19 protein-coding genes are annotated in these 23164 nt (G+C 48.0%); 10 read left to right on the forward strand and 9 right to left on the reverse strand.

Going from position 1 to position 23164, the window contains the following annotated elements:
* Nucleotides 1-2 precede the first annotated feature (2 nt).
* Genes FBQ74_RS04915 through FBQ74_RS04925 form a run of 3 tightly spaced genes read right to left on the reverse strand, consistent with a single transcriptional unit; the run spans nt 3 to nt 5246 of the window.
* On the reverse strand, nt 3-2222 hold the full coding sequence (locus FBQ74_RS04915) for a TonB-dependent receptor family protein (RefSeq protein WP_139755613.1): 2220 nt from the start codon (nt 2220-2222) through the stop codon (nt 3-5).
* A gap of 16 nt (nt 2223-2238) precedes the next feature.
* Complete coding sequence (locus FBQ74_RS04920) at nt 2239-3456, reverse strand: imelysin family protein (protein ID WP_139755614.1); 1218 nt, start codon at nt 3454-3456, stop codon at nt 2239-2241.
* A gap of 59 nt (nt 3457-3515) precedes the next feature.
* Nucleotides 3516-5246 (reverse strand): DUF4856 domain-containing protein, encoded by a 1731-nt coding sequence (locus FBQ74_RS04925; RefSeq protein ID WP_139755615.1) that lies wholly within the window; start codon nt 5244-5246, stop codon nt 3516-3518.
* A 224-nt stretch (nt 5247-5470) separates the two neighbouring features.
* Here FBQ74_RS04925 and FBQ74_RS04930 point away from each other — a divergent pair, with 224 nt between their 5' ends.
* Nucleotides 5471-6346: a cation diffusion facilitator family transporter gene (locus FBQ74_RS04930; RefSeq protein WP_139755616.1), complete on the forward strand. Its 876-nt coding sequence runs from the start codon at nt 5471-5473 to the stop codon at nt 6344-6346.
* Between the two features lie 57 nt (nt 6347-6403).
* On the opposite strand, the gene FBQ74_RS04935 is transcribed toward FBQ74_RS04930, so the two are convergent.
* Nucleotides 6404-6949, reverse strand: a complete 546-nt coding sequence (locus tag FBQ74_RS04935) for a peroxiredoxin-like family protein (protein ID WP_139755617.1) — start codon at nt 6947-6949, stop codon at nt 6404-6406.
* A 217-nt stretch (nt 6950-7166) separates the two neighbouring features.
* A complete protein-coding gene (locus tag FBQ74_RS04940) occupies nt 7167-7781 on the reverse strand; it encodes a Yip1 family protein (RefSeq protein WP_139755618.1) in 615 nt (204 codons plus the stop codon).
* A gap of 245 nt (nt 7782-8026) precedes the next feature.
* Here FBQ74_RS04940 and FBQ74_RS04945 point away from each other — a divergent pair, with 245 nt between their 5' ends.
* The 5 genes from FBQ74_RS04945 (at nt 8027) to minE (ending at nt 13228) form a co-directional block, all read left to right on the forward strand.
* The gene (locus FBQ74_RS04945) at nt 8027-10078 is read left to right on the forward strand and encodes a GAF domain-containing hybrid sensor histidine kinase/response regulator (RefSeq protein ID WP_139755619.1); all 2052 of its coding nucleotides are present in this window, start codon (nt 8027-8029) and stop codon (nt 10076-10078) included.
* A gap of 188 nt (nt 10079-10266) precedes the next feature.
* Nucleotides 10267-11259 (forward strand): YihY/virulence factor BrkB family protein, encoded by a 993-nt coding sequence (locus FBQ74_RS04950; RefSeq protein ID WP_139755620.1) that lies wholly within the window; start codon nt 10267-10269, stop codon nt 11257-11259.
* A 166-nt stretch (nt 11260-11425) separates the two neighbouring features.
* Nucleotides 11426-12136, forward strand: a complete 711-nt coding sequence (gene minC, locus FBQ74_RS04955; RefSeq protein ID WP_139755621.1) for a septum site-determining protein MinC — start codon at nt 11426-11428, stop codon at nt 12134-12136.
* A gap of 31 nt (nt 12137-12167) precedes the next feature.
* A complete protein-coding gene (gene minD / locus FBQ74_RS04960; protein ID WP_139755622.1) occupies nt 12168-12977 on the forward strand; it encodes a septum site-determining protein MinD in 810 nt (269 codons plus the stop codon).
* Complete coding sequence (gene minE, locus FBQ74_RS04965) at nt 12977-13228, forward strand: cell division topological specificity factor MinE (protein ID WP_139755623.1); 252 nt, start codon at nt 12977-12979, stop codon at nt 13226-13228. The genes minD and minE overlap by 1 nt, the downstream gene beginning before the upstream one ends.
* Nucleotides 13229-13294: 66 nt before the next feature.
* Here the strand turns inward: minE and FBQ74_RS04970 are convergent, their stop codons facing one another.
* Entirely contained in the window at nt 13295-14836 is a 1542-nt protein-coding gene (locus FBQ74_RS04970; protein ID WP_139755624.1) for a S10 family peptidase, read from the reverse strand.
* Between the two features lie 213 nt (nt 14837-15049).
* Between FBQ74_RS04970 and FBQ74_RS04975 the strand changes: the two genes are divergently transcribed.
* The 4 genes from FBQ74_RS04975 (at nt 15050) to FBQ74_RS04990 (ending at nt 19037) form a co-directional block, all read left to right on the forward strand.
* Nucleotides 15050-16060, forward strand: coding sequence for a zinc-dependent alcohol dehydrogenase family protein (locus FBQ74_RS04975; protein ID WP_139755625.1), 1011 nt, complete (start codon nt 15050-15052; stop codon nt 16058-16060).
* 211 nt (nt 16061-16271) lie between these two features.
* Nucleotides 16272-17015, forward strand: coding sequence for a class I SAM-dependent methyltransferase (locus FBQ74_RS04980; protein WP_139755626.1), 744 nt, complete (start codon nt 16272-16274; stop codon nt 17013-17015).
* Between the two features lie 167 nt (nt 17016-17182).
* Nucleotides 17183-17812 carry a uracil phosphoribosyltransferase gene (gene upp, locus FBQ74_RS04985; RefSeq protein WP_139755627.1) on the forward strand — a complete coding sequence of 210 codons (630 nt, stop codon included), beginning with the start codon at nt 17183-17185 and terminating at the stop codon, nt 17810-17812.
* Nucleotides 17813-18011: 199 nt separating this feature from the next.
* On the forward strand, nt 18012-19037 hold the full coding sequence (locus tag FBQ74_RS04990; protein WP_139755628.1) for a LacI family DNA-binding transcriptional regulator: 1026 nt from the start codon (nt 18012-18014) through the stop codon (nt 19035-19037).
* Between the two features lie 268 nt (nt 19038-19305).
* Here the strand turns inward: FBQ74_RS04990 and FBQ74_RS04995 are convergent, their stop codons facing one another.
* The 3 genes from FBQ74_RS04995 to FBQ74_RS05005 form a co-directional block, all read right to left on the reverse strand.
* Entirely contained in the window at nt 19306-20052 is a 747-nt protein-coding gene (locus tag FBQ74_RS04995; RefSeq protein WP_139755629.1) for an SDR family oxidoreductase, read from the reverse strand.
* 3 nt (nt 20053-20055) lie between these two features.
* The gene (locus tag FBQ74_RS05000) at nt 20056-20640 is read right to left on the reverse strand and encodes a thymidine kinase (RefSeq protein WP_139755630.1); all 585 of its coding nucleotides are present in this window, start codon (nt 20638-20640) and stop codon (nt 20056-20058) included.
* Between the two features lie 200 nt (nt 20641-20840).
* On the reverse strand, nt 20841-23105 hold the full coding sequence (locus FBQ74_RS05005; RefSeq protein ID WP_139755631.1) for an acyl-CoA dehydrogenase: 2265 nt from the start codon (nt 23103-23105) through the stop codon (nt 20841-20843).
* Between the last annotated feature and the right edge of the window lie 59 nt (nt 23106-23164).

Consider the following 23164-nt stretch of genomic DNA (forward strand, 5'->3'; position numbering starts at 1 on the left):
GTTTAAAATGCGTATTTAACACCGAGCTGGAACTGGCGCGACATATTGGGGCGGGCACCATAGGGACGGCGGCTTACGATATCTTCGTTATCCAGCAGGTTGGTTACTTTGGCATACACCCGGCTTTGCGGTGTTAGCTGATAACCTGCTGACACATCCATATTCAGTAGCGCATCCGTCTCTTTGCCCGCCAGTGTGCTATCGCGTACATCCCCGGTAAGTGCCTGCTGCGCAGACTCAGGCATGCTGTCAGAATACGAGGTAAGAATATGGATATCAACCTTGTCGCTAACCAAACCCAGACTCACAGACACCATATTCTCAGACAGATAAGGCACAGAAGCCCCTTCTTCGACGAAGCCCCACTGTGCGAACTCAGAATAGAATGTCTGATTAAATTCCGATTGTGTGTGAGTGTAAGTAACATTAAGCGGTAACGACCAGTCTTTCATCACCTGCCATTGACGCTGGTATGACGCTTCAACCCCGTACACATCGACATCGCCAGCCTGAAACGTGGTATCTGTATCGCAACCGGCAGATATTGAACAGGATTCAATCAGATTAGAGTAATCATTATAAAAGCCAACGAGTTCAACACGCTGAGTGGGCTGGATAAAGCGCCAGCCTGCTTCAAAGTTGTTACTCTGCTCGACGTCAATAGAGGCCGACTGAATAGGACTGGTCGGAACAAACCCCTGATGAAATCCGGCGAACAGGGCATGCTCTCGGGTTAGCTGATAAAACGCGCTGATTGCGGGCAGCCATATCCGGGTGGATTTATTTTGAAAGTCCTGCTCGAAGCCCGGTGCTCTGTTCTGGTACTCGCCGTCAATAAATTCACCGCGGATACCGGCGGTCAGCGAAAGCGCGCCAAAGGATACGGTGTCGCTGGCATAAACAGAAAAAGCATCTGTTTGCTCAGTGTTGGTGGTGGTGGCACGCGTTGGCTCGCCGGTTAGCGCCAGCTCACCCGAGCGCATGAAATAGTTGGTAGCAGTATGATTACGCTGAATTTCATCACTGTGATAACGTGCGCCAAACTCAACCTGATGGGCAAAGCCGGCCAAATTCAAATCCAGGCTGATATCCACCTGCACGCCCAGTGAATAATATTCTCTGGCATTGTTGCCCAGTACAATTTTCTCGCGTACGGTGCTGTCGGATTGTCCGGTCAGTATGCCGTAATACCCTGCGTTTTGTTCGGTGGCAGGGTTAGTCAGAATTTGCTGCAGGGTAGGTATCTGTCCGCCCAGAGAACTTTCAAACCCGTTAATTTTATTCCAGGCGCGTTCAAAGTTGTTGCGATAGACACGGGTTGTTACGTCAAACCAGTCGCCAGCCAGAAAGTGCGTCAGTTGCAGCTGATTATGTTCCCAGTCCATTTTGTCCAGCGCTGATGCAGCATATCGCCGATAGGGATCTTCAGCAAAATCGTCGTCAGTCAGTCCCAGGTAGGTTTCGTTGGAGGTTTCCTCACTGTAGCCACCCTTAACCTGCACATACTGATCATAGTGCGCGGTACTCAAATCGTAGCGCCATTTGGCCATCACATCGATTTTTTCAAAACCGGTATCTCCACCGTTATCCAGCGACTTAAACCCATCACTGCCAATGGCGATACCTTCTACCAGAAAACCGTGGTCGTTGATGGTATTACCATAATAGCCATGACCTTTGTAGTACCCGTCTGTTCCGCCTGCAATATCGAGCTGACCAGTTTGTTCGCCAGGTATCTGGCGGGTGACCAGATTCAGTGCGCCGGCGACCGTGTTGGGACCATAAGCAATAGTAGAAGGGCCCTTAGTGACCTCTACCGCCGTCATTTTACTGACCATAGGAAAATAGTAAGCTGCCGGTGCCGAGTAGGGCGCCGGGCCAATCAGCACGCCGTCTTCCATGATATTAATTTTTTTACTGCGCTCGGGCGTTACGCCACGAAAACCGATATTGGGGCGTAGTCCGAAACCGTCTTCCTGACGAATATTAACACCGGGTACAGTGGCAAGTACCCTTGAGATATCGTCAAACTCAAAGGCTTCAAGTGCTTCTTCAGTGATCAAAGTGACCGAACCTGCAGTGGTATCAAGCTGTTGCTGACTACCAATAATACTAATGTGCTCTAAACTGCTATCAGCCGGCTCGGCCATGGCTGATGCTGAGTAGGTCTGGCAGGCTGCAGCGACGGCAACCGACAGAATTCGTAATACGTGCTTTTGCATAAAATAACTGCTCTTATTAGTCGTTGTCGCCAGCAGAAGTGGCAGGCAGTTCCAGGGCCAGACTCTGGATAAAATCAGTCTTCACAGTGTCGGTGACATCTTTTACTTCTGAGTGAAGTTGTTCAACATCCTCTGTCTGCTCACTTAGCAGTGTTGAATATGAGCCAGTAAGGCTTTCGGCGTGACTGATAGCTGCATTGATGTCAGTAAGTAACCGTGTCGCAGTATCGCTGTCGCCGACATCATTCAGAAAATCATCGAACCCGGTATTGTCTGCTTCACCGCCTAGGTACAGAGCTTTCAATCCTTTCAGGTTGGCAATAATGTTTTCTAAAGAGTGGTCAGCGTAAACCGATTCAGCATTTTGCGGGCAAGGGGAGGTGCCGCAGTCATTCGCGATGATACCTACCGGGGTAGCAATTTTCGCGTCTTTGGTGACCTCTGTGATGTAAAACATCGCATCGCTGATATCGTTAACAGCCTCCAGAGAGACTGCGAACGGGCTATCCGGCTGACCGGCATTTTTTAAAACCTCACCATACCCCTGTTCGCCTTCAAAGGCAGCGACCAGTGTATTGGCATTCGTCACCAGATCTTGTGCAAGTAATTGCGAATAGGCACAACGGGCCTGACGTCGATCCTGCTCGGTGCGGTTATTCCAGCCCTCAGGCTCGGTGCCAGCGACGGTACACTGGTGATTTAAATCTGAATTAAAAAGCGTATATTCCAGTGCATCCAGGCCACGTCTGCTGGGCGTTCGCGTGGTTAAATCATACCCATCGGACTCTGCCAGCACCACATCCTGGTCGATGGCACATGCACTTACGTTAGGCCATGAATAAATTTTGTTGCGCAGCGCATAGCCATTATCAGCTAACGGACCTATTTGCATGACTTCGGCCAGTTGCCAGGTGGACATCGTTGCCTTCCAGCTTTGCTGCGCCTGCTCCTGTGCATCAGAAGCATCGCCAGATGTCAGCGTTTCACAATATGCCGTTATGTCGGCCTGAAGCGCAGTGGTATCTTCTGCAAATTTGTTATAGGTGGGCAGTAAAACATTATCTACAACTGAAGCCAGTAGCAGTGATTCGTTGAAATTGTTTTCTACAGGTTGTTCCGGCGCACTGTTATTACCATACTGCGCTCCCGTATCGCTGCTGGTGCTCTCGCCGCAGCCGGTTAACAAACCAGCCATCGCAACAGCGATAGTGTTAACCAGTAAAGAACGTTTCATAGGGACTCCATAAAAAAGACACCGCTGCTATGAAAGGCAGCGGTGTTCGTCGTGTCGGTTTACCAGTTGGCTACATTTTCGCTATCAAAGCTATATGCCTGCTCAAGAATATCGCGAGCCTGCATCAGTTCAGCCTGATAAGCAGCAACCGCATCGCTGTCGGTCAGCACTGGCTTGTCACCCATGAAAGCATGTAACTGGGCAAACTGTTCATCTGTCACAGGAGAGAAAGGATTAAACTGTAAGCCCAGCGCAAAGCCTTTCATCTCAGACCAGTGCTTGGCTAAATCGCTGTAGTTGAAATCATCTGTACCAATTGCGTCAAGGTCGGCGTGGGTATCATTGATGTAGTGAACAACGGTAGCTGCAATTGCACGTTCCCAGGCATCCAATGCACTGTCACGGTACTCTTTAAGCTCTTCAAGTTGCGCATCGGTCAGTGCTGTACCTGCCGTATCGTTTAGCAATTCACGCCCCATCAGAAACGCATTCATCGCCTGAGCAGTATAATCAGTATCTGTAGTTGCACCCAAATCACGCTTTGCCGCGTTGGTAGACTGACCAAAATTGTACTCAGCATTGAAGTCGATAGCATCGTCGCCATCGGTATCATGGTAGCCTTGCCAGTCGTCACGACCGCCTTTACTGGCAATTTCTTCGTCAGTGTATTCAAGGTAATCGCGGGCTGCACCAAAGTAACCGAAACCTTCGTCGAACTGGTGCTCAAGAGACGTGAAATTTTCATCACTGTTAGTGTGGTCTGACAGCAGCCCTTTATCTGGTGTGTCGCTGTCCAGATAGTCATCCGCTGCCTGACTGTATGTGACAGACATAAGCAGAAACTTTTGAATGAGTTGCTTAAGGTCGCGACCGTCATCGGTAAGATAAATTTTAGTAATGTCGTTACCAAAAGGATCCTGACGCAAGGTTCCGCCTAATTGTGCATCGGCATTATCTGCCAGCTCATTAAAAAACATGCGCACCAGGCCTTCAGGGGTAGTGCTACCGGCATCACCCCAACCAACAAACTCGCCGTTATTCCAGTCTTTATGTTGACCGACCTCATCATTACCGGCAATTTTACCTACCAGATTTTTACTGGATGATGAGACATCTGCCAGCGTTTGCTGTACTGCCGCCGGATCAGTGGTAGTGAGCAGGGCGCGCTGTGACAATGCATCATAATCGCTCACGTCGAAATACGAATTTAATGCCACAATAACATCTTCACGGGTCGTGAAGTTGCCGTCGGTATCAAAGGCTGCGGTATCACCTAACTGTGTATCAATCAGGATATTTAAATCATTGATTAACAGATGACGCGCAACCTGACCGCTGTAAGAAACCGCTGATTCACCATTTACAAAGGCACTTTCAAACCCGTAAAAGTCCAGCGCGTCGTTAATATCGATAGTCAGCGTTTTGGTGTAGGTCTCGTCACCGCTGTCAGTGACAGTCACATCAACATCAACGGTAGTCTGCGTCTCATAATCAAGGGCTACACCGTCAGCCAGAGAAAGCGTAGTACCATCAATAACAAACTGTTCATTTTGCGTGGTAAAGGTAAATGTTTCGTCGCTGTCAGCGTCAGTTGCAGATAGCATTCCGATCTCTGCGCCTGCTGCATTCTCATCCACACTGGTAGAAGACACTGAAATATCAGTAGGTGCAGAATTTGAGGGAGGCGGAGTTGGCGTAGGATCATCATTATCAGATGATGAACTACCACCACATGCTGAAACCAGAAGAGAACTTGCAACGGCGACGGCCAAAAGCTTTTTGTTAAACATTCCTTACTTCTCTTATTACGTTAAGTGAAGCATGACTATACCAGTTTACAATTGAGAATCAATATCATTCGCAATGGTTTTTGCGCCTGATTCTCATTACAGTTGCACGTACTGATTAAAGCGAACCGAATTATACAAATTGCCATAAATACCGAAGACTTCGCGTATTTTTGCCCGGAATTGAATTCTAGAAGCACCCTGAGGCTGTAAAGGAACACTGACACATGGCACATCATCATCACCACGGCACGTCAACACGTATTGGATGGGCATTTTTGCTGAATCTTACATTCACCATCATTGAATTTATTGGTGGATTGCTGACAAATAGTACCGCCATCATGGCTGATGCTGTTCATGATTTGGGAGATACGCTTTCCATAGGCAGCGCCTGGTTACTCGATAAGTTAAGTAAAAAAGGTGCAGATTCTTCTTTTACCTATGGGTACCGGCGACTGAGTCTGCTTGGAGCCCTCATCAACGCGCTGGTGCTGGTAGCTGGCTCAGTGTGGATTTTAACGCAGACAATCCCGCGGTTGCTGGAACCGCAGATGCCACATACTGAGGGTATGATGGGACTCGCCGTGTTGGGTGTAATAATGAATGGCTATGCAGCGTATAAACTTCATGGTGGACAGGCACTGAATGAAAAGGTACTCAACTGGCACTTAATTGAAGATGTGATGGGGTGGGTTGCGGTACTTATCGTCGCCATTACCATGCATTATGTTGACTGGCCAATTCTGGACCCACTGCTGTCGTTGCTATTCACACTGTTTATTTTATTCAATGTATTTCGCAATCTTAAAAGTACCGTAAAGCTTTTTTTTCAGGCTGCACCGGAAAAAAGTATTACACGCAAAGTATCAGAGCGGCTCCTGGATATTTCTGCTATTTCAGATATTCATCATTTACATATCTGGTCACTGGATGGCGAGCATCACATAGCAACATTGCATGCAGTGGTAAAATGCGAAACGCTTGATGAGTATCGTACGCTAAAAAAGCAGGTGGCAGATACATTAGGGCAGTTTGATTTTACCCATACGACTGTCGAGTTTGAATTGCAGGGTGAAGATTGCCGCGATGAAAATGAGTAGCGGGTTCTAGCGCTTCACTACGAAGCGCTACAAGTATGCTGCGTTACGATATCAGGTTCAGGAATGCGTACCGCGAATTGGATAATCGTTATCAGGTTTTCTGAGCCATTGCAGACCATCTACCAGGATATCCACATCAGGTCTTGAAAAAGGTGCGTTAGAAATATCAACGATACGAATTTTATTTTCCTGATCGACGACAAATATAGCGGGTTCAGCAAAGGAGTGGTCGGTTTCCTGCTCTGAACGGGGCGCTGAAATATACAGCCCTAACGCTTTCATATTGTCTTCGCTAAGCCCGTAACCCAGCGTAAAATCTACTGAAAGATCGTCTAAATGGCTTTCCAGCTGGTCCTTGCTATCGGCAGACACCGCAATAACATCTACGCCTGCATCCATGAGTTTGTTTTTGTGTTTTGCCAGTTTATTCAGATATTTTGTGCAGATAGGACAATGCTTTCCCCGATAAACAACAATCAGCTGCCAGTCCTGACCTTCACCAGTTTGCCCGAGCGTATGCGCTTTACCATGCAAATCGGTAACGGAGATATCGGGAAAGGTACTGCCGGCCTGTAACTTCTGAGAAAACGTAGGTTGTGACATAGTACTCCTTATCATTTATATGAAAGCCGGGTGGTGTATTAAAACGGCGAAATCCGGCGTATTGCAAACTGATAAAGTGCTTACGGGTAACAGTGGCTATCAGGATTAGCCCGGACTGGATGAAAAGCGCAATATGACAAATCTTTAAAAAAGCATCTGATAGCAGGGGCGCACCGTAGTGCAACCCCCCGCCTGAAGTAAACAGCTCTGAATGTTTTCAGTGCAGAAATTTCCACACAATACTGTGTTCAGAACCCATGCTCCATAGCAGCACAACAGCCATAAGCAGCACTTCCAGCAACAGAACACCGATAGCCATCATGGTACTGGAAAGAATAAATCCTTCCTTGTTGCTGATACCCAGGAAGTTGGGCGTTCCCTGATATAGAAGGTAGGCCGTGTAGCAAATTCCCGCAATACAGGCCAACGCGCATACCCAGATAATTGGATATACCGCAAATAAACCACTAAGAAACATGGGGGTAGCAATATAGCCAGCAAAAACAATGCACTCATGCCGTGAAGGACGGGATGGAAATTTTCTGGCAAGCCAGTGAATAATACTGCCAACCGCTGCAACCGCCAGAAGTATCAATAAGTAAAAGCAGGCGCCAATTAGCAGACCCGTTTCGAAACTTACCTGGATTGTGTCGGTTTCGCCTCCCAGCGACCAGCCAAACTGGGTAGTACCGATGAAAGAGCTTACAACAGGTATCAGTGCCATCCACAGTACGTGGTGCATATATAGATGAGAAACGGTTTCGTGTTCGTCATTAATAGTGCGCCATTCACGATCAGGATGATGTAATAGTCCCCACAGATGATTGCTCATTGACTTCTCCTACGTTGCCTAAGCTTTTACATCCTATTAACAATATACGTAAGATGTTTTAAATGTGTAGGATGATATTTGTATAAAAAATGAACTTTAAAGAACTGGCGAATATAAGCGGCGCTTTCAAATTGGAACAGGGACCTGTCTCTTTTTTCCGCAATATAAGCCTTTAAGCGGTGCATTACCCGGCGGCTTAATCTACACTAGGCGTAGAATCAACTAAGATATAACCGGTCGTTGTTATGCTTAAAAAGTTGCACGAACTGACTTCGGATGAGTCGTTGCGCTTCGAGCAAAAAATCATTGCTATTCTTGAGCTGGGACTGGAAAAGTTTCAGCAGCAGCATGCTATCGTCAGCTTAATAAGTGGTGATGAATATACGATAAAATACGTTGTATCCAGCGATCCGGCACTGGTGCCCGGCCTGTCATTTTCACTCGGGCAAACGTATTGCTGGCACACATTGCAGGCAAACGAGGCGCTGGCCTTTTCCAACGCGTCACAGGTGCCCACTATAGCCACCCACCCCTGTTATGAAACGTTTCTTTTGGAAAGCTATATAGGCGCCCGGATTGTTGTCATGGGTGAGCTGTACGGAACACTTAACTTCTCCTCTCCCTCAGCCCGTAATAAACCTTTCAGCACTGATGACACTGACTTCATAAACCTGTTTGCACAATGGATAGGTGTGGAGATATCCCGGCACATAGAGCAGCAAAAGCTAAAGCAGCGTATTGAGCTGCAACAACAAATGGAAGAGATGGCGCTGATTGGTGGCTGGGAAGTTGATCTTATCAACAATAAGATTTATTGGTCAGAACAGACCCGGCGAATTCATGAGGTTCCCGACGATTATGAGCCAGATCTGGTCAGCGCTATTGAATTTTATCCCGAAGGGGAGTCCCGCGATACCATCTCTGATGCGCTGGCCGAAGCGATGGCTACCGGTAAGCCCTGGAGTCTGGAAATTTTGCTAAGAACCTATACCGGTAAGGTCAAATGGGTCGCGACGCAGGGCCGGCCGGAATTCAGGGACGGTCAGTGTGTAAGAATCTTTGGCGCCTTTCAGGATATCGACACGCAAATGTCGTTACGCCATGAGTTAATTGAAAAGCGAGATGAAGCAGAGCGTTTACTAAAGGCCCGCAGTGCAATGATTGGCAAAATAAGCCACGAACTGCGTACGCCAATTAACGGCATCGCTGGCATGCTTCAGACCCTCAAGGGCGAAAATAACAAGGATATCATTGAAAGCCGTGTGGCTATTGCAATGCGCAGTGCCGATCTTTTGGTCCGGCTGGTCAATGATGTACTGGACTACTCAAAAGTCGAGTCGGGACAACTTGAGCTTGAAGAGGTGCCTTTCTCTGTCAGAAATATTTTCGACGACCTGTTTTATCTCTACGAGCCCCTGGCGAAAAAGAAAGGGCTTACGCTAAATGTGGATGCGCAGTTCCCGGAAGGATTACGGGCACTTGGGGATCCGGGGCGAATGACGCAAATTTATTCTAACCTGATTAATAATTCGGTGAAGTTTACCGAACAGGGCAATGTAAGTCTGACAGCGCGTATCAAGGAAAAGGCAGGGCGCGAGGTGATTGCTGTCACGGTAACTGATACCGGTATAGGCATGGGCAAACAGGCTATTGAAAGTCTCTACCAGCCTTTTAAGCAGGGGCACTCAGGTATATCGTCAAAATACGGGGGCTCCGGGCTGGGCTTTGCTATTGTAAAAGAGCTTTGCGATGCGTTTGGCGGTACCGTGAAAGTGAGTAGTCGCGAAGGGCAGGGCACCCGCATTTTTGTTGAACTGCCTATAAATGCAGTGAATCAGGAAGAGGTGGTCCAGGAAGATTATATCGGCCCGCAAAACACCAGCTTTGAACATGTTAAGTTACTGGTAGTGGATGATAATGAAATAAACCGGCTGGTGATGGAGTCTTTGCTTTCTCAGCTTCAGGTCAGCGCAGATTATGCTGTTAACGGATTAGAAGCGTTAACCTGTATTGAGCGTGCTACCGAGCCGTATACCCTGGTATTCATGGACTGCGAAATGCCGGTAATGGATGGCATTGAGGCGACCAGGGTTATCAAAGAAACCTACAGCATCGATGGCAAAATGTTTATCGTGGCTATGACGGCGGATACCTCAGACACTAACCGTCAGGCTTGTCTCAAAGCCGGTATGGATGCCTTTTTGACTAAGCCGGTAAAATTAGAAGCTCTGCGCAGTGTATTGAGTGAAGTGGCTTTCCCGCAAATTACAGCTTCTGCTATTCCCGGTGCCCGCTGAGTATTTTCCATAACGTGGCTCCATAATCGGGGCTCCATACGGTGGCTTCATACTGAGGCCGCCTTTGCGGTCACCTTCAGTACCATTTTGACCTGCCTTACTATTTATGGCTTTCTTTCGTGCTAAGTAATCTTTAAGCATACTTTGTGATGTACAACATAGCAGGATGGAAAAAAGACGAAGAAATCATGAGTTCAAAATTATCGCCGGTGGCACACTCGGTTTTGCATCTTCCACTTAAAAGCTGGTGGCACATTTGCAAAAGAGTGGTGAAGAAAACGCAGGAGCATAATCTGCCTATAGTAGCCGCCGGTGTGGCGTTTTACTTTTTGCTGGCCATATTTCCGTTATTGGGCGCACTGATATCATTGTACGGACTGATGGTTTCTCCCGAAGAGCTTAGAGAACATATGGCTATGCTGGTGGATGTCGTGCCCTCACAAAGCCGTTATATTCTGGAAGAGCAGCTAAAAAATCTGACGGAAAAGTCGAGCTCAACCCTGAGTTGGGGGCTTATTCTTTCTATTGTGCTCTCACTATGGAGCAGCAGTAAAGGGGCGAATGCGCTGATAACCGCGTGCAATATTACGTACAACGAATCTAAAGGCCGAAACTTTTTTAAAGGCCTGCTGGCCAGAATGACGGGCACCACAAGCATTATCCTCACCATCATTCTTGCCCTTGCGCTGATCACTATCGTGCCTAAATGGATAAGCTGGGCTACAGCAGGGTTTATCTCTACCGCGCAGGCCAATTTTATCACTCTGCCAATTATGCTCTTGTTATTTAATGCGAGTCTGTCAGCGTTGTATCGATACGGGCCACATCGCAGACCGGCTAAGTGGCGCTGGGTAACCACGGGCTCGATCATGGCTACGGTGCTGTGGATACTTGCCTCATATGGCTTCTCATTCTATTTAAGTGAGTTTGCCAGTTACAATAAAACATACGGCTCTGTAGGTGGCATCATCATATTATTGATGTGGCTGTACCTGACCGCGTACATCATCTTACTCGGGGCAGAGGTAAACGCCGCTATTGAGCTGCAGACATCCGCAGATAGCACCGTGGGTGACGAAAAGCCCAAAGGTGATCGCGGGGCATTCGTGGCTGATAATACCCCTGAAGATTTGCGCAATATGAAGGCCCGCGAGAAGTCTCCCTTCCAGCAAAAAGAGTAAAGTATTGTTATTTCCCTATAAACGTTGATTTATTGAGCAGTTACTTCAATCCCGGCCCTCTGCCTATTGCTGTAGGGCTGGAATTTGATAGAGTTGACGGCCTTAGTCTATAGATTAACCATGTTCGCTGGCACGTGCGCTTGTCAGCAACGTTCAGGATACACGAATGGCAGAGCAATGCTTTCGGATGAAAGGCACAACGCTAACCAGCATTGTGCTTGATATAATAACGTTTGACCCTGATGAATTTGACACGCAACTGGCAGCAAAGGTCGCCAGTGCTCCGCAGTTTTTCACTCGTTCTTCCCTTATTATTCAATTAAGTTGTAACATTGATGCAACCGCCTTTGAGTTGCTGGTAACACTGTGTCGCAAACACCAGCTTCAGCCTATGGCAGTAAAAGGGCAGGTAAATGATTTACGCGAAACTATCAATGATCTGGGGCTGTCTGATATCAGCCAGAGCAAGTCAACCGATAGTGAGCTACCGGCTTCCGGGGCGACAGAAACCCCCGAGCAAAAACCAGCAGGCGCGACGCCAGAGGTCAACAAAACGCGAGTGGTCTCACGTCCCGTGCGCTCAGGACAGCAGGTTTATGCCCAGGGCGGTGATCTGATTATACTGGCGCCGGTAAGTGAAGGGGCTGAAATTCTGGCTGACGGTAATATTCATGTATACGGCACAATGCGCGGCCGGGCCCTTGCGGGGGTTAAAGGCGATACTGAAGCGCGGATTTTCTGTCAGCAAATGGAAGCTGAACTGATCTCCATCGCTGGCAGATTCGTCATGCAGGAAACTATACAAACACAGTGCTGGAAAAAGCCGGCACAGGCATATTTAGAAGAGGATGCGTTGCTGGTCACCGAAATGGGGTAGGGCAGTACGTTTTCGTCGAGGAAAAAAGTAGATGGCAAAAATTATCGTTGTAACCTCCGGAAAAGGAGGTGTTGGAAAAACAACATCCAGTGCGGCTATTGCAACCGGCCTGGCGCTTCAGGGACACAAAACGGTCGTTGTAGATTTTGATGTCGGTTTGCGTAATCTTGATTTGATCATGGGCTGTGAGCGACGCGTCGTCTACGACTTTGTCAATGTGATTAACAAAGAAGCCTCACTGAATCAGGCGCTTATTAAAGATAAGCGTACCGACGGTCTGTATATTCTGCCCGCTTCGCAAACCCGTGATAAAGACGCGTTGACGATGGATGGGGTGCAGACGGTACTGAATGATTTGAGTAAAGACTTTGAGTTTATTATTTGTGACTCGCCTGCCGGTATCGAGCAGGGCGCACAGATGGCACTGTATTTTGCCGATGAAGCCATTGTTGTTACTAACCCGGAAGTGTCATCAGTCCGGGACTCTGACCGTATCCTGGGTATTTTACAAAGTAAATCGATGCGTGCAGAGCAGGGCAAAAGTGTTAAAGAGCATTTGCTGTTGACCCGTTATAACCCGCATCGCGTAGCAACCGCAGAAATGTTAAGTGTTGCCGATGTTGAAGAAATCCTTGCAGTTCCGTTACTTGGCGTGATCCCTGAATCTGAAGCTGTACTTGCGGCATCTAACCAGGGTGCACCTGTTATTCTTGATCAGCAGTCTACAGCTGGTCAGGCCTATTCAGATGCGGTGCGCCGTTTAGTGGGCGAAAAGGTGGAACATCGCTTTTTGGAAGCTGAGAAGAAAGGTTTCTTTAAGCGGTTGCTCGGAGGAAAATAATGGGAATTTTTGACTATCTGTTAAAAAAGGGAAAGTCGAATTCTGCAGCCGTTGCTAAAGAGCGTCTGCAGATTATCGTTGCGCATGAGCGCCGCAAGCGCACTGAACCTGACTATCTGCCAATGATGCAAAAAGAAATTGTTGAGGTCATTCGTAAATACGTACAGATTGCAGACGACCAGGTGTCGGTGCAGGTTGAAGATAGTGATGATTGCAGCGTGTTAGAGCTGAATATTACCTTGCCGGAATAATTAGCCGGCGGTAATAAAAAAGCGCTTCAGTTGAAGCGCTTTTTTTGTGTCTGACTGTGTAGTTTATTACCGCTGATAACGAGCCGGCTGATCTTCTTTAGGAATGGTTGCACTGATGAACTCACGAATATGTTCATTGGCAGTTTTCAGATCTTCTTTACGCAAATACATCATGTGCCCACTACGATAGCCTTTGAAGCTCAGGCGGTCTTTCATTTTGCCACTGGGATCCAGCTGCCACATAGTGTATTTAGCATCAAAGTAATTGGTGGCTCCATCGTAATAGCCAGATTGAATCATCACATTCAAATACGGGTTGGCTGCCATAGCGGCGCGCAGGTTTTCACCGGTACTGTTGTCTGAGCGATCCCACGGGTGAACCGGACCGAACATGTTGTATTTTACGTCTGTATCAAACTTCAGCTCGTTCTTCAGATAATAGTTGATTGCAGGTGTGAAGGAATGAAGCCATGATGATAGCTCGGCATTGTAATCAGGGCGGGCGCCGGAATCCTGTTTATCAATACCCAGGTAGCGACTGTCCAGTCTGCCGATCGTTTTCCCTTCATCCCGTAAAAGCTCTTTCCAGAAAAACCAGGTGCTGACATCCAGGTTGTTTCTGGCAATGGCTGTTTCGCTGATACCAGAGTAACGCGCCATCTGGCGGATAACATTCTGCTTTTCTTTATCACTGATAAAGCCACCGCGGCTTAGCGCAGGCGTTAGTTTTCCCAGCGTGAACGTTTCTACCTGTTCAAGGAAGCTTTCCAGCTCCATATTCTGGTATTCGTCAGGCAGCTTCTTATGGTGCCAGGCTGCCGCTGCAAAGTAGGGCAGGCGATTAGCCGCTTCAACGACACCATCGCGGGCAATACCCAGCTCAGTGGGCGATACCAGGATCACACCGTTAAGATACATCCACTGCTGATTTTGCAATGCCAGCGCCAAGCCTGATACCCGGGTCGTGCCGTAGCTTTCGCCAATCAGATACTTTGGTGAGCGCCAGCGGTTATGACGTGACACAAAAGTGTTTATCCATTCAGCCAGGTATTCAACATCGGCATTAACACCGAAGAACATTTTTTTCTGCTCTTCTTTTGACGGCATTTCACCGTCTTCGTTAGGAAGAATGCGACTGTAGCCAGTGTTGACAGGATTTACGTAAACGATGTCAGCGACATCTAACACTGAGTACGGATTCGATTTCAGTCCATAGGGCTGTACCGGGTAGCCCTCGTCGTCTACGTTCAGAATTTTGGGGCCGGTGTAAGCGATATGCATCCACACCGATGCCGAGCCCGGTCCGCCATTAAAGCTGATAAGAAGCGGGCGCGTTTCAGCATCCTTTATATCGTTACGTGAGTAATAGGTGTACTGCAAAGTAGCAATTGCATCGCCTTCGTCATTCCAGACCGGCTGCATGCCTGCCTGTGCCCGATACTCAACCCGGTCGCCGCCAATGGTGGTCCGGTGCTTCGTATCTATCGACAGTTCTGTATCAATGCGGCGATCGTGGTTTTCTTCACCGTTTTCCTGTGCCTGTACGTACACCGATGTGCCTGCTGTCAGACCTATCGTTGCGGCAAGTACATATCCCTTCCAGTTCATAAAGCCTCTGTATGTTGTTATTTTTACCTAAGCCATCTGCTTTTGGCCGAATTAACCCTATCTTAACAAACCTTAAAGTAGTTATTAGCGTTATTTAGCGTTCACTATCTAAGCTTGGTCGAACTTTCAGGAGCGCAGATAAACCAAAAAACCGAAGGAGGCTGTAAGAAACCAGAGAATCACTTTTTAGGCTTCACAGAACACGAGGTGCATATGAAACAAGTTGAAACTGGCAACCCTGAGCAGGGGCTTGATGGCATAAAGGTCAACGAAGTAGCCCCGCCACCTGAGCCAAAAGCGAATGAGATTATGGTTGAATTACACGCCTCAAGTCTTAACTATCACGACTACGGGGTCGCTAGCGGGACCATGAAAGCACCAGAGGGCAGAGTACTGATGTCAGATGGTGCCGGTGTGGTTAAAGCCGTAGGTAGTGATGTGACTACCTTTAACGAAGGCGATCATGTGGTATCAGTGTTTTTCCCTGACTGGCAGACCGGCGGCCCTACCATAGGAGATTTCAGCAGAACGCCCGGCGATGGCATTGATGGGTATGCCCGCGAATTTGTAACAGTACCGGCAAGCTGGTTTACCCGGGCCCCCGCTAACTGGTCACACAGTCAGGCAGCAACAATTACTACAGCAGGCATGACAGCCTGGCGGGCACTGGTCGTGGAAGGCAACCTCAAACCCGGTGATACAGTGCTATTACTGGGAACCGGCGGCGTCTCAATCTACGGGCTGCAGATTGCTAAGGCGATGGGCGCGCGTGTTGCTATCACTTCTTCCAGCGATGATAAGCTGGAAAAGGCTAAAGCCTTAGGTGCTGACTTTACGGTAAATTATAAAAAGGATGAGAACTGGGGCAAAACGGTCAGTGAATGGACCGGTGGCCGCGGTGTGGATCATGTTGTCGAGGTGGGCGGGCCTGCTACTCTCGGCCAATCAATAAAGGCTACGCGTGTAGGTGGCAGCATTGTACTGATAGGCGTGTTAACCGGTATTGGCGGTGAAGTACCGACCGCCTTGTTGATGAGAAAGCAAATACGTTTGACAGGCATCATTGTTGGCAGCCATCAACATCAGGAAGAATTCGTAAGTGCATTGGAAAATATGAATTTTACGCCTGAAATAGACAAAAGTTTCGCCTTAGAAGAACTGGCGGATGCGTTTCGCTATGAGGAATCAGGCGAACACTTCGGTAAAATTGTTGTCGAGTACTAACTGCGAAAGAGCCTTCAGGCGCACCATCGCGTCTGAGGGTTTTACTTCCAAACGATGTAAACGGGCTTATTGCGGAGCACTGAGTAACAGATTAAACCGTTTACCCCACCACCTCCTGAACCAGCGAGTTAATCCCTGAAGCAACGGCGTTCGTAAAAGTCATTCATATCAAAGCAAAACCCGCACTTTAGCGGTAAATCGGAGAGCTAAAGTGACGCTGCAAGTCGTGACTGATTCGTCCCATGAAAAGACCATACTGGAAGGTTGCATCCGGGAAAAAGCCTGGCCTGATGCTGAGCTACGCATCCTTGAGGCTGGCTGTGGGAATAAGTGGCAGCTTTCGCTAAAAGGTTTGCAATACTCTCTGTCCGGTATAGATTTAGACGAAGATGCATTGCGTTTACGGCAGGCCCGGTTTCAGGATCTTGATGAAGTTATTGTCGGTGATTTGCGTACAATATCGCTGCCCAAGGCACAATATGACGTCATTTATACGGCTTATGTACTTGAACATGTCAGCAATGTGCCACTCGTACTGGCAAACTTCAACCGGTGGCTCAAACCCGGCGGCTTGATGATTATTAAAGTGCCAGACCGTGACTCAGTCTATGGCTTTATCGCCAGAAGCACCCCTCACTGGCTGCATGTTTACTATTATCGCTTTATCAAAGGTAACAAAAATGCGGGCAAGCCGGGCTACCTGCCTTATCCCACTGTCTATGATACAGCCCTCGGCAGAAACCGGATGCTAACGTATTGCGAGCAGCAAGGCCTGTCAGTGAAGGGGGTCTTTGGGAAAAATAATTACCTTCGCAAACGTTCAGCCCGTGATCGCGTAATCAAAGTGTTTGTCAGACTGGTGAACTTATTCTCCTTTGGCAAACTCGCCTGGCACTACAACGATCTTATCTACATCATAGAAAAGCCTGCATCGGATACTGACGAAGCACAGTAGAAGGCGCTAATGATGTGCATAGATGCCGTATTGCAGACTATTCTTGTTAATTACTGATAACAAAGGTCGAAAAGCCGCGCTCAATTCAGGATAATACCTCTATTCTAATCAAACGATGGGATCGTCACTTATTATGACGAGTGCCCTAAAGCATACCGGAGATAATCATGGCCGTGCACGAAATCAAACATCCGTTAGTTCAGCACAAGCTGGGCGTAATGCGTGAAGCTAATCTGAGCAGTAAGGATTTTCGCCAGCTTGCCAGTGAAGTCGGTAACTTACTGACCTATGAAGCGACTCGCGATCTCAAGACGGAACCGGCAACAATTGAAAGCTGGTCAGGCGATGAAATCAGCGTTGAGAAAATTAAAGGCAAAAAAATTACGGTTGTGCCGATCCTTCGAGCCGGTTTGGGGATGCTGGATGGGGTGATGGAATTGATTCCCAACGCAAAGATCAGTGTGGTGGGGTTGTACCGGAATGAAGAAACGCTGGAACCGGTGGCTTATTTTGACAAGGTGGTTAAGGATATCGACCAGCGTACTGCATTAATTGTCGACCCGATGCTGGCAACCGGTGGCACGCTTATCGCCACTATCGATTTGCTCAAACAGCGCGGCTGCAACCATATTATGGGCCTGTTTTTGGTGGCCGCACCTGAAGGCATTGAAGCGGTGCAAAGTGCGCACCCTGATGTGGACATTTTTACAGCGTCTGTAGACGATAAACTCAATGAACAGGGCTATATCTTACCCGGACTGGGTGATGCCGGCGACCGTATCTTCGGTACGCGATAACGCTTTTCTAAAACGCGAAAGAAAGTGATTAAAAGACAAAAAACTGGCGAAATTTAATCGATTAAGTTACAACATTTATATAGTCGTGAACGGTTGATGGTTAATGCCGCCAGTCGATATCAAAGCTAAAGCCCAAGCTGTAATTAGCGGACAGCGCCGGGCCGCCGCGCTCATGTGTTGATTTTCATTTTGAAGAAGTATGAATAAAAACAAACTGACCTTAAAAGGCGTCGCCGATATTATCGGCGTCTCCACTGCGACGATTTCAAACGCATTCAATCGCCCTGACCAGCTTTCTGCTAAGAAGCGTGAAGAGATCCTCACTAAATGCAAGAAAATTGGTTACCACGGCCCTAATAAAGCGGCTCAGATCTTACGCAAGGGACAGTCTGGCATCGTTGCACTGATTCTGGCTGATAATATTGAGTATATGGTCAGTGACCCGGTTGCCAGCACGTTTATCAAAGGCGTTTCGCGAGTCCTGCAGAAAAATAATAAGCACTTACTGCTATTTAGCGGAAACGAAGGCAGCATCCGGGATGTCAGTGACTTTGTAGATGGCTTTATTTGTTATGGTGCACCGCAAAACGCAGCCCTGGCGCAAGAGCTTAAAAGTGCCGTAAAACCTGTGGTCACCGTAGACTTTAATATCGAAGGGTTGCCATCGGTTAATATTGATAATGAGCAGGCAGCTTACGATATTGCCACAACCGCGCTAGGTGATGATGAGCGGGTGGCGATACTCGGCCTGAAGTTGATTAATTCCCCAACCACATGCCGCATTTATGACAGCCCCTTATTCGGCGCAGAGTCATCCATCGCTCAGCGCCGATTGCAGGGGTACCTAAAAGCGATAGAAAAAACAGGAAACCATATTTCAAATGACTGGATATGGCATATTCCTGAAAGCCAGGGGGCTTACGCGAGGCAGGCTGCTAATGAGGTGCTCAACTGTGAACCCCGGCCCACAACTATTCTGTGCATGAGCGATATCATCGCCCTGGAGCTGTTACAGTGTGCGCTGGCTAAGGGTATTGATGTTCCCGGTTCGCTTAAAATTACTGGCTTTGACGGGATTGACGAAGCAGCGCGCACGCGTCCAAATCTCGCTACTGTATGTCAGTCGAGCATCGCAAAAGGCGAACTCGCTGCGACCAAGTTGTTGGAGAGCGCAATCGATAACACAGTCATGCCTTACGACATTATTGGCGGCGAAACGGTTTAGCCTGCCGCATAGAACAGACCAAACCGATAGTGGTTGTTAGCTCAGCGTTTCGCATCTGCATACCTGATCGCCGTAGTAGTTATCCTGATAATTGCACACTACCTGTAAGGGCTGAGCGACAACGGCGGCTTGAGGTGAGCTGAAAAGTTTTTTTAATAGTTGCATAGCGTGTATCCAATGTTTGATCTAAACGATGAATAAAGGATGCACGCAAAATTGGTTTGAGTAAAAAGATTAAAACCTATTAACCTAATAGTAATTTTAGAATCTAGCTCATGCGGGATAAAACAGATAAAGGGGCGACACGAAGAAAATAACGCACAAATGCCCATGGCCATACGGGAACATACGCATTGGCTGGCTCTTTGTTGATTGCTTTAACCAGCGCTTTACAGCCGGTTTCGGTATCCACGATAAACGGAACATTCTTCACTTTCTCATTAATTGCAGAACGGATAAAGCCGGGATGCACTGTTGTTACCTTAATTGGCGTGTTCATAACATCAACCCGTATCCCTTCAGACAAGGATGAAAGTGCTGCTTTGGTCGCAGCATAGACAGTCAGGGCTCGTCTGAAACCGCGAATACCACTTACCGATGACACCGTGACCAAATGTCCATGATTCTGCTCACGAAAAATCTCCATCGCTGCTTCACACTGCGCCAAAGCAGAAACAAAGTTTGTCGTGGCGGTTTCTTTATTCGCCTTGAAGTGGCCGGTGCCGATAGATGCCCCTTTACCCATCCCAGCATTAACGATGATTCTGTCAAGCTTGCCAAGCTCTTTGGCAAAGCCGTGAAAAACATCGAATACAGCGTCATGATCGTTCACATCCAGTGTCTGAACACGTACCTTCAGGCTTCGGTTTATGGAAAGGCATTCATTGCGTAATGAATCGAGGTGCTCTTTACGGCGGGCACATAGCGCAAGATTGTGACCTTTTCGGGCAAATTCAATAGCCATACCCCGGCCAAGCCCGGAACTGGCGCCGGTTATTAAGATGTTACGTCTCATTGATTACGGTTTATCCCAGACGAGTTGTTTGAAGTGCTTACGGCACATCGACTCGTACCGATCGTTTCCGCCTATCTGCACCTGGTCGCCACACGTCACGGCGTGACCGTTATCGTCCAGACGAACCACAAAGCTGGCTTTACGCCCGCAATGACATACTGTTTTAAGCTCAGCGAGTTTATCGGCCCAGGCAAGAAGATAGTGACTGCCCTGAAACGTTTCACCCAGAAAGTCTGTGCGAAGACCATACGCCAGTACCGGAATATTTAACTCATCCACGACCTCAACCAGCTGGCGAACCTGATCCCGGGTGAGAAACTGCGCTTCATCTATAAATACACAGTCCAGCTTCTGCTCTGCAGACTGCGCTTTAACGTTATCGAACAGGTTATCGGTATCGGTGAACAACAATGCGTCAGCCTGCAAACCAATTCGGGAGGCAACTTTGCCAACCCCGTACCGATCATCCAGCGCTGCGGTAAATATAATTGTGTGCATGCCGCGCTCTTTGTAATTGTAAGCTGATTGCAAAAGCGCGGTAGATTTCCCAGCGTTCATTGCCGAATAGTAAAAGTAAAGCTGTGCCATAGTCGTATCGTTATTATTATTTAAGAAGGCAGGGCAGGGGGGAATTCGCATACCCTGATAAACAGCTGGTTATTGTAACCAACGGGAAACCAGATGTGTAAAAAATCTGCGTAGCCTGGATGCAGGTTTCCAGTTGACGCACAAATAAAAACAGGAGCCGCTGGCTCCTGTTTTTATTTTATATTTACTGAAGGCTTATATTAAGCGGCTTCAGTTTTACCGCTATCAGGCTCTGGTGTGACATCCGGCATAGTTTCTTCCGGTGACAGCAGCTCCAGGTCAAAGGTAAATTCATCAACCCGTACAGCCAGCTTACGCTTCTCATTATAATCGTGCAGCTGTTCAGCTTCAGAGGCATTAATCACACCTTTTTCCTGTAGCTTATTCAGTGCATTTTCAAATGATACAAACGGAACCACCGGTTCTTTGCGCAGTGCTTTTTGCACTTTGCTAAGCAAGTGGGCAACCGCATGCTTCGCTTTGAACGCCTGCTCGTTAATGTCATTCCCATCGCCAGGCAGCGCACGAACCAAGTGCGTAAGCTGTGCTTTCACACTGCTATCCTGCATAGACGCCGCGGCCAGCTCATTGACCAGTTTGTCTGAGATACCACTTACACTGTTGCTGTAGGTATTCGTCAGCACGCGCATCAGACCACGGGTAGGCGTATTCGGGAAGTTGTTGATAAAATCAACAATTGCCTGTTCCGCCTGCATCAGGCTCCACTGCATCGCATAGTCAAAGAACGGACGGGCTTGCTGACGGTCTTCAATGCGTTGCTCGTAAAAACGAACCGCAGCCATTGCACCGTACAGGTAGCTCATCACATCACCCAGGCGAGCAGAAAGCAATTCAGCTTTCTTCAGATCACCGCCTAGTACCGCCAGCGACAAATCAGCCAGAGGGGCAAGTTTCGCCGAGATGCTGTTCATACGCTTTTCGTATTTACGTACTTCAGGTAACGCTGATTTTGCATTACGGGCAAAAGGCGCATAGCTTTGAGCAATACTGCGCAGCGAGTTTTTAACACTAAAGCTGATTGTTTTACGCAATACTTTATTAAACTCACCATCAGCACTGCTATCATCACTGTGGATGAGGTCAACCATCTCTTTTAGGTATGGGTGACAGCGCATCGCACCCTGACCAAAAATCATCAGGTTACGGGTAAGGATGTTGGCACCTTCCACTGTAATAGCAATGGGTACTGCGCTGTAAGCGCCGGCCAATGTATTCTGAGGGCCACGCTGAATCGCTTTACCGGCCTGAATATCCATCGCTGAGTTAAGCACATCACGGCCCAGCTCAGTCATGTGGTATTTGGCGATTGCAGTAACAACAGATGGCTTAAGCCCCATGCCCAGACCTTCAGTGGTCAGTACACGCATTGACTCCAGCAGGAATGTTTTACCGGCGATGTCTGCCATCTTGCCCTGAATACCTTCAAAGCGACCAATAGGTAATCCAAACTGTTCACGAACATAGCTGTATTCTGCCGCACCTTTAAAAGATGCCTGCGCTGTTGCTACGCCCATAGCCGGAAGTGAAATGCCACGTCCCGCGCCCAGGCAGCTCACCAGCATTTGCCAGCCGCGACCGATATTCTTTTGTCCACCGATGATGAATTCCATAGGAATGAACACATCTTTACCACGGGTTGTACCGTTGTAAAAACGCTGGCCCATCGGATCATGACGATTACCCAGCTCTACACCAGGGTGTGTTTTTGGCAGCAGCGCACAGGTAATACCCAGCTCTTCTTTGCCACCCAGTAAACCGTTTGGATCATATACTTTGAATGCCAGACCCAGCACCGTAGCAATTGGCGCAAGTGTGATATAGCGCTTATCCCAGGTTACTGATAAACCGACAACTTCTTCGCCGTTCCATTGACCTTTTGTCACGATTGCCGCATCTGGAATACCGCCGGCATCTGATCCCGCTTCAGGGCTGGTCAATGCAAAACACGGAATATCCTGACCGACTGCCAGACGGGGTAACCAGTAGTCCTGTTGCTCTGTTGTGCCATAGTGCATCAACAATTCGCCCGGGCCTAATGAGTTAGGCACCATCACGGTAACCGCGATCGCACCACTGCGCGCTGCAATGGTGGCAACAATTGTTGAGTTGGCATAAGGGCTGAACTCAAGACCACCAAATTTCTTTGGAATGATCATTGAAAAGAAACGGTTCTTACCCAGAAAATCCAGAATTTCTTTAGGAATATGCGTGCTGTTAGCCAGCTCGAAATCATCAATCATGCCCAGTAGTTCTTGCACTGGGCCATCCATAAAGGCTTGCTCGTCAGCGCTTAATTGAGCTTTAGGAACAGCACGCAGTGCGTCCATATCAGGCTTCCCCTGGTAAATTGACGACTCAATCCAAATGTCACCGGCATCCAGTGCTTCCTGCTCGGTAACAGAAATTGGAGGAAGGACTTTTTTCAGACTTTTTCTAATACTCATAATAACTCATCCGCTCATCTGACCAGTTGTTTAAGTGAAGTGTACATCAAAATCTGGAA

The sequence above is a fragment of the Salinimonas iocasae genome (assembly GCF_006228385.1).
Taxonomy (GTDB): domain Bacteria; phylum Pseudomonadota; class Gammaproteobacteria; order Enterobacterales; family Alteromonadaceae; genus Alteromonas; species Alteromonas iocasae.

What these genes read in the sequence shown, in the direction of transcription:
- FBQ74_RS04915 (WP_139755613.1), bottom strand. Translation starts at nt 2,222, where the DNA reads ATGCAAAAGCACGTATTACGAATTCTGTCGGTTGCCGTCGCTGCAGCC.
- FBQ74_RS04920 (WP_139755614.1), bottom strand. Translation starts at nt 3,456, where the DNA reads ATGAAACGTTCTTTACTGGTTAACACTATCGCTGTTGCGATGGCTGGT.
- upp (WP_139755627.1), top strand. Translation starts at nt 17,183, where the DNA reads ATGGCCGTGCACGAAATCAAACATCCGTTAGTTCAGCACAAGCTGGGC.
- FBQ74_RS04925 (WP_139755615.1), bottom strand. Translation starts at nt 5,246, where the DNA reads ATGTTTAACAAAAAGCTTTTGGCCGTCGCCGTTGCAAGTTCTCTTCTG.
- FBQ74_RS04970 (WP_139755624.1), bottom strand. Translation starts at nt 14,836, where the DNA reads ATGAACTGGAAGGGATATGTACTTGCCGCAACGATAGGTCTGACAGCA.
- FBQ74_RS04930 (WP_139755616.1), top strand. Translation starts at nt 5,471, where the DNA reads ATGGCACATCATCATCACCACGGCACGTCAACACGTATTGGATGGGCA.
- FBQ74_RS05005 (WP_139755631.1), bottom strand. Translation starts at nt 23,105, where the DNA reads ATGAGTATTAGAAAAAGTCTGAAAAAAGTCCTTCCTCCAATTTCTGTT.
- minD (WP_139755622.1), top strand. Translation starts at nt 12,168, where the DNA reads ATGGCAAAAATTATCGTTGTAACCTCCGGAAAAGGAGGTGTTGGAAAA.
- FBQ74_RS05000 (WP_139755630.1), bottom strand. Translation starts at nt 20,640, where the DNA reads ATGGCACAGCTTTACTTTTACTATTCGGCAATGAACGCTGGGAAATCT.
- FBQ74_RS04990 (WP_139755628.1), top strand. Translation starts at nt 18,012, where the DNA reads ATGAATAAAAACAAACTGACCTTAAAAGGCGTCGCCGATATTATCGGC.
- FBQ74_RS04940 (WP_139755618.1), bottom strand. Translation starts at nt 7,781, where the DNA reads ATGAGCAATCATCTGTGGGGACTATTACATCATCCTGATCGTGAATGG.
- minC (WP_139755621.1), top strand. Translation starts at nt 11,426, where the DNA reads ATGGCAGAGCAATGCTTTCGGATGAAAGGCACAACGCTAACCAGCATT.
- FBQ74_RS04945 (WP_139755619.1), top strand. Translation starts at nt 8,027, where the DNA reads ATGCTTAAAAAGTTGCACGAACTGACTTCGGATGAGTCGTTGCGCTTC.
- FBQ74_RS04950 (WP_139755620.1), top strand. Translation starts at nt 10,267, where the DNA reads ATGAGTTCAAAATTATCGCCGGTGGCACACTCGGTTTTGCATCTTCCA.
- FBQ74_RS04975 (WP_139755625.1), top strand. Translation starts at nt 15,050, where the DNA reads ATGAAACAAGTTGAAACTGGCAACCCTGAGCAGGGGCTTGATGGCATA.
- FBQ74_RS04935 (WP_139755617.1), bottom strand. Translation starts at nt 6,949, where the DNA reads ATGTCACAACCTACGTTTTCTCAGAAGTTACAGGCCGGCAGTACCTTT.
- FBQ74_RS04995 (WP_139755629.1), bottom strand. Translation starts at nt 20,052, where the DNA reads ATGAGACGTAACATCTTAATAACCGGCGCCAGTTCCGGGCTTGGCCGG.
- minE (WP_139755623.1), top strand. Translation starts at nt 12,977, where the DNA reads ATGGGAATTTTTGACTATCTGTTAAAAAAGGGAAAGTCGAATTCTGCA.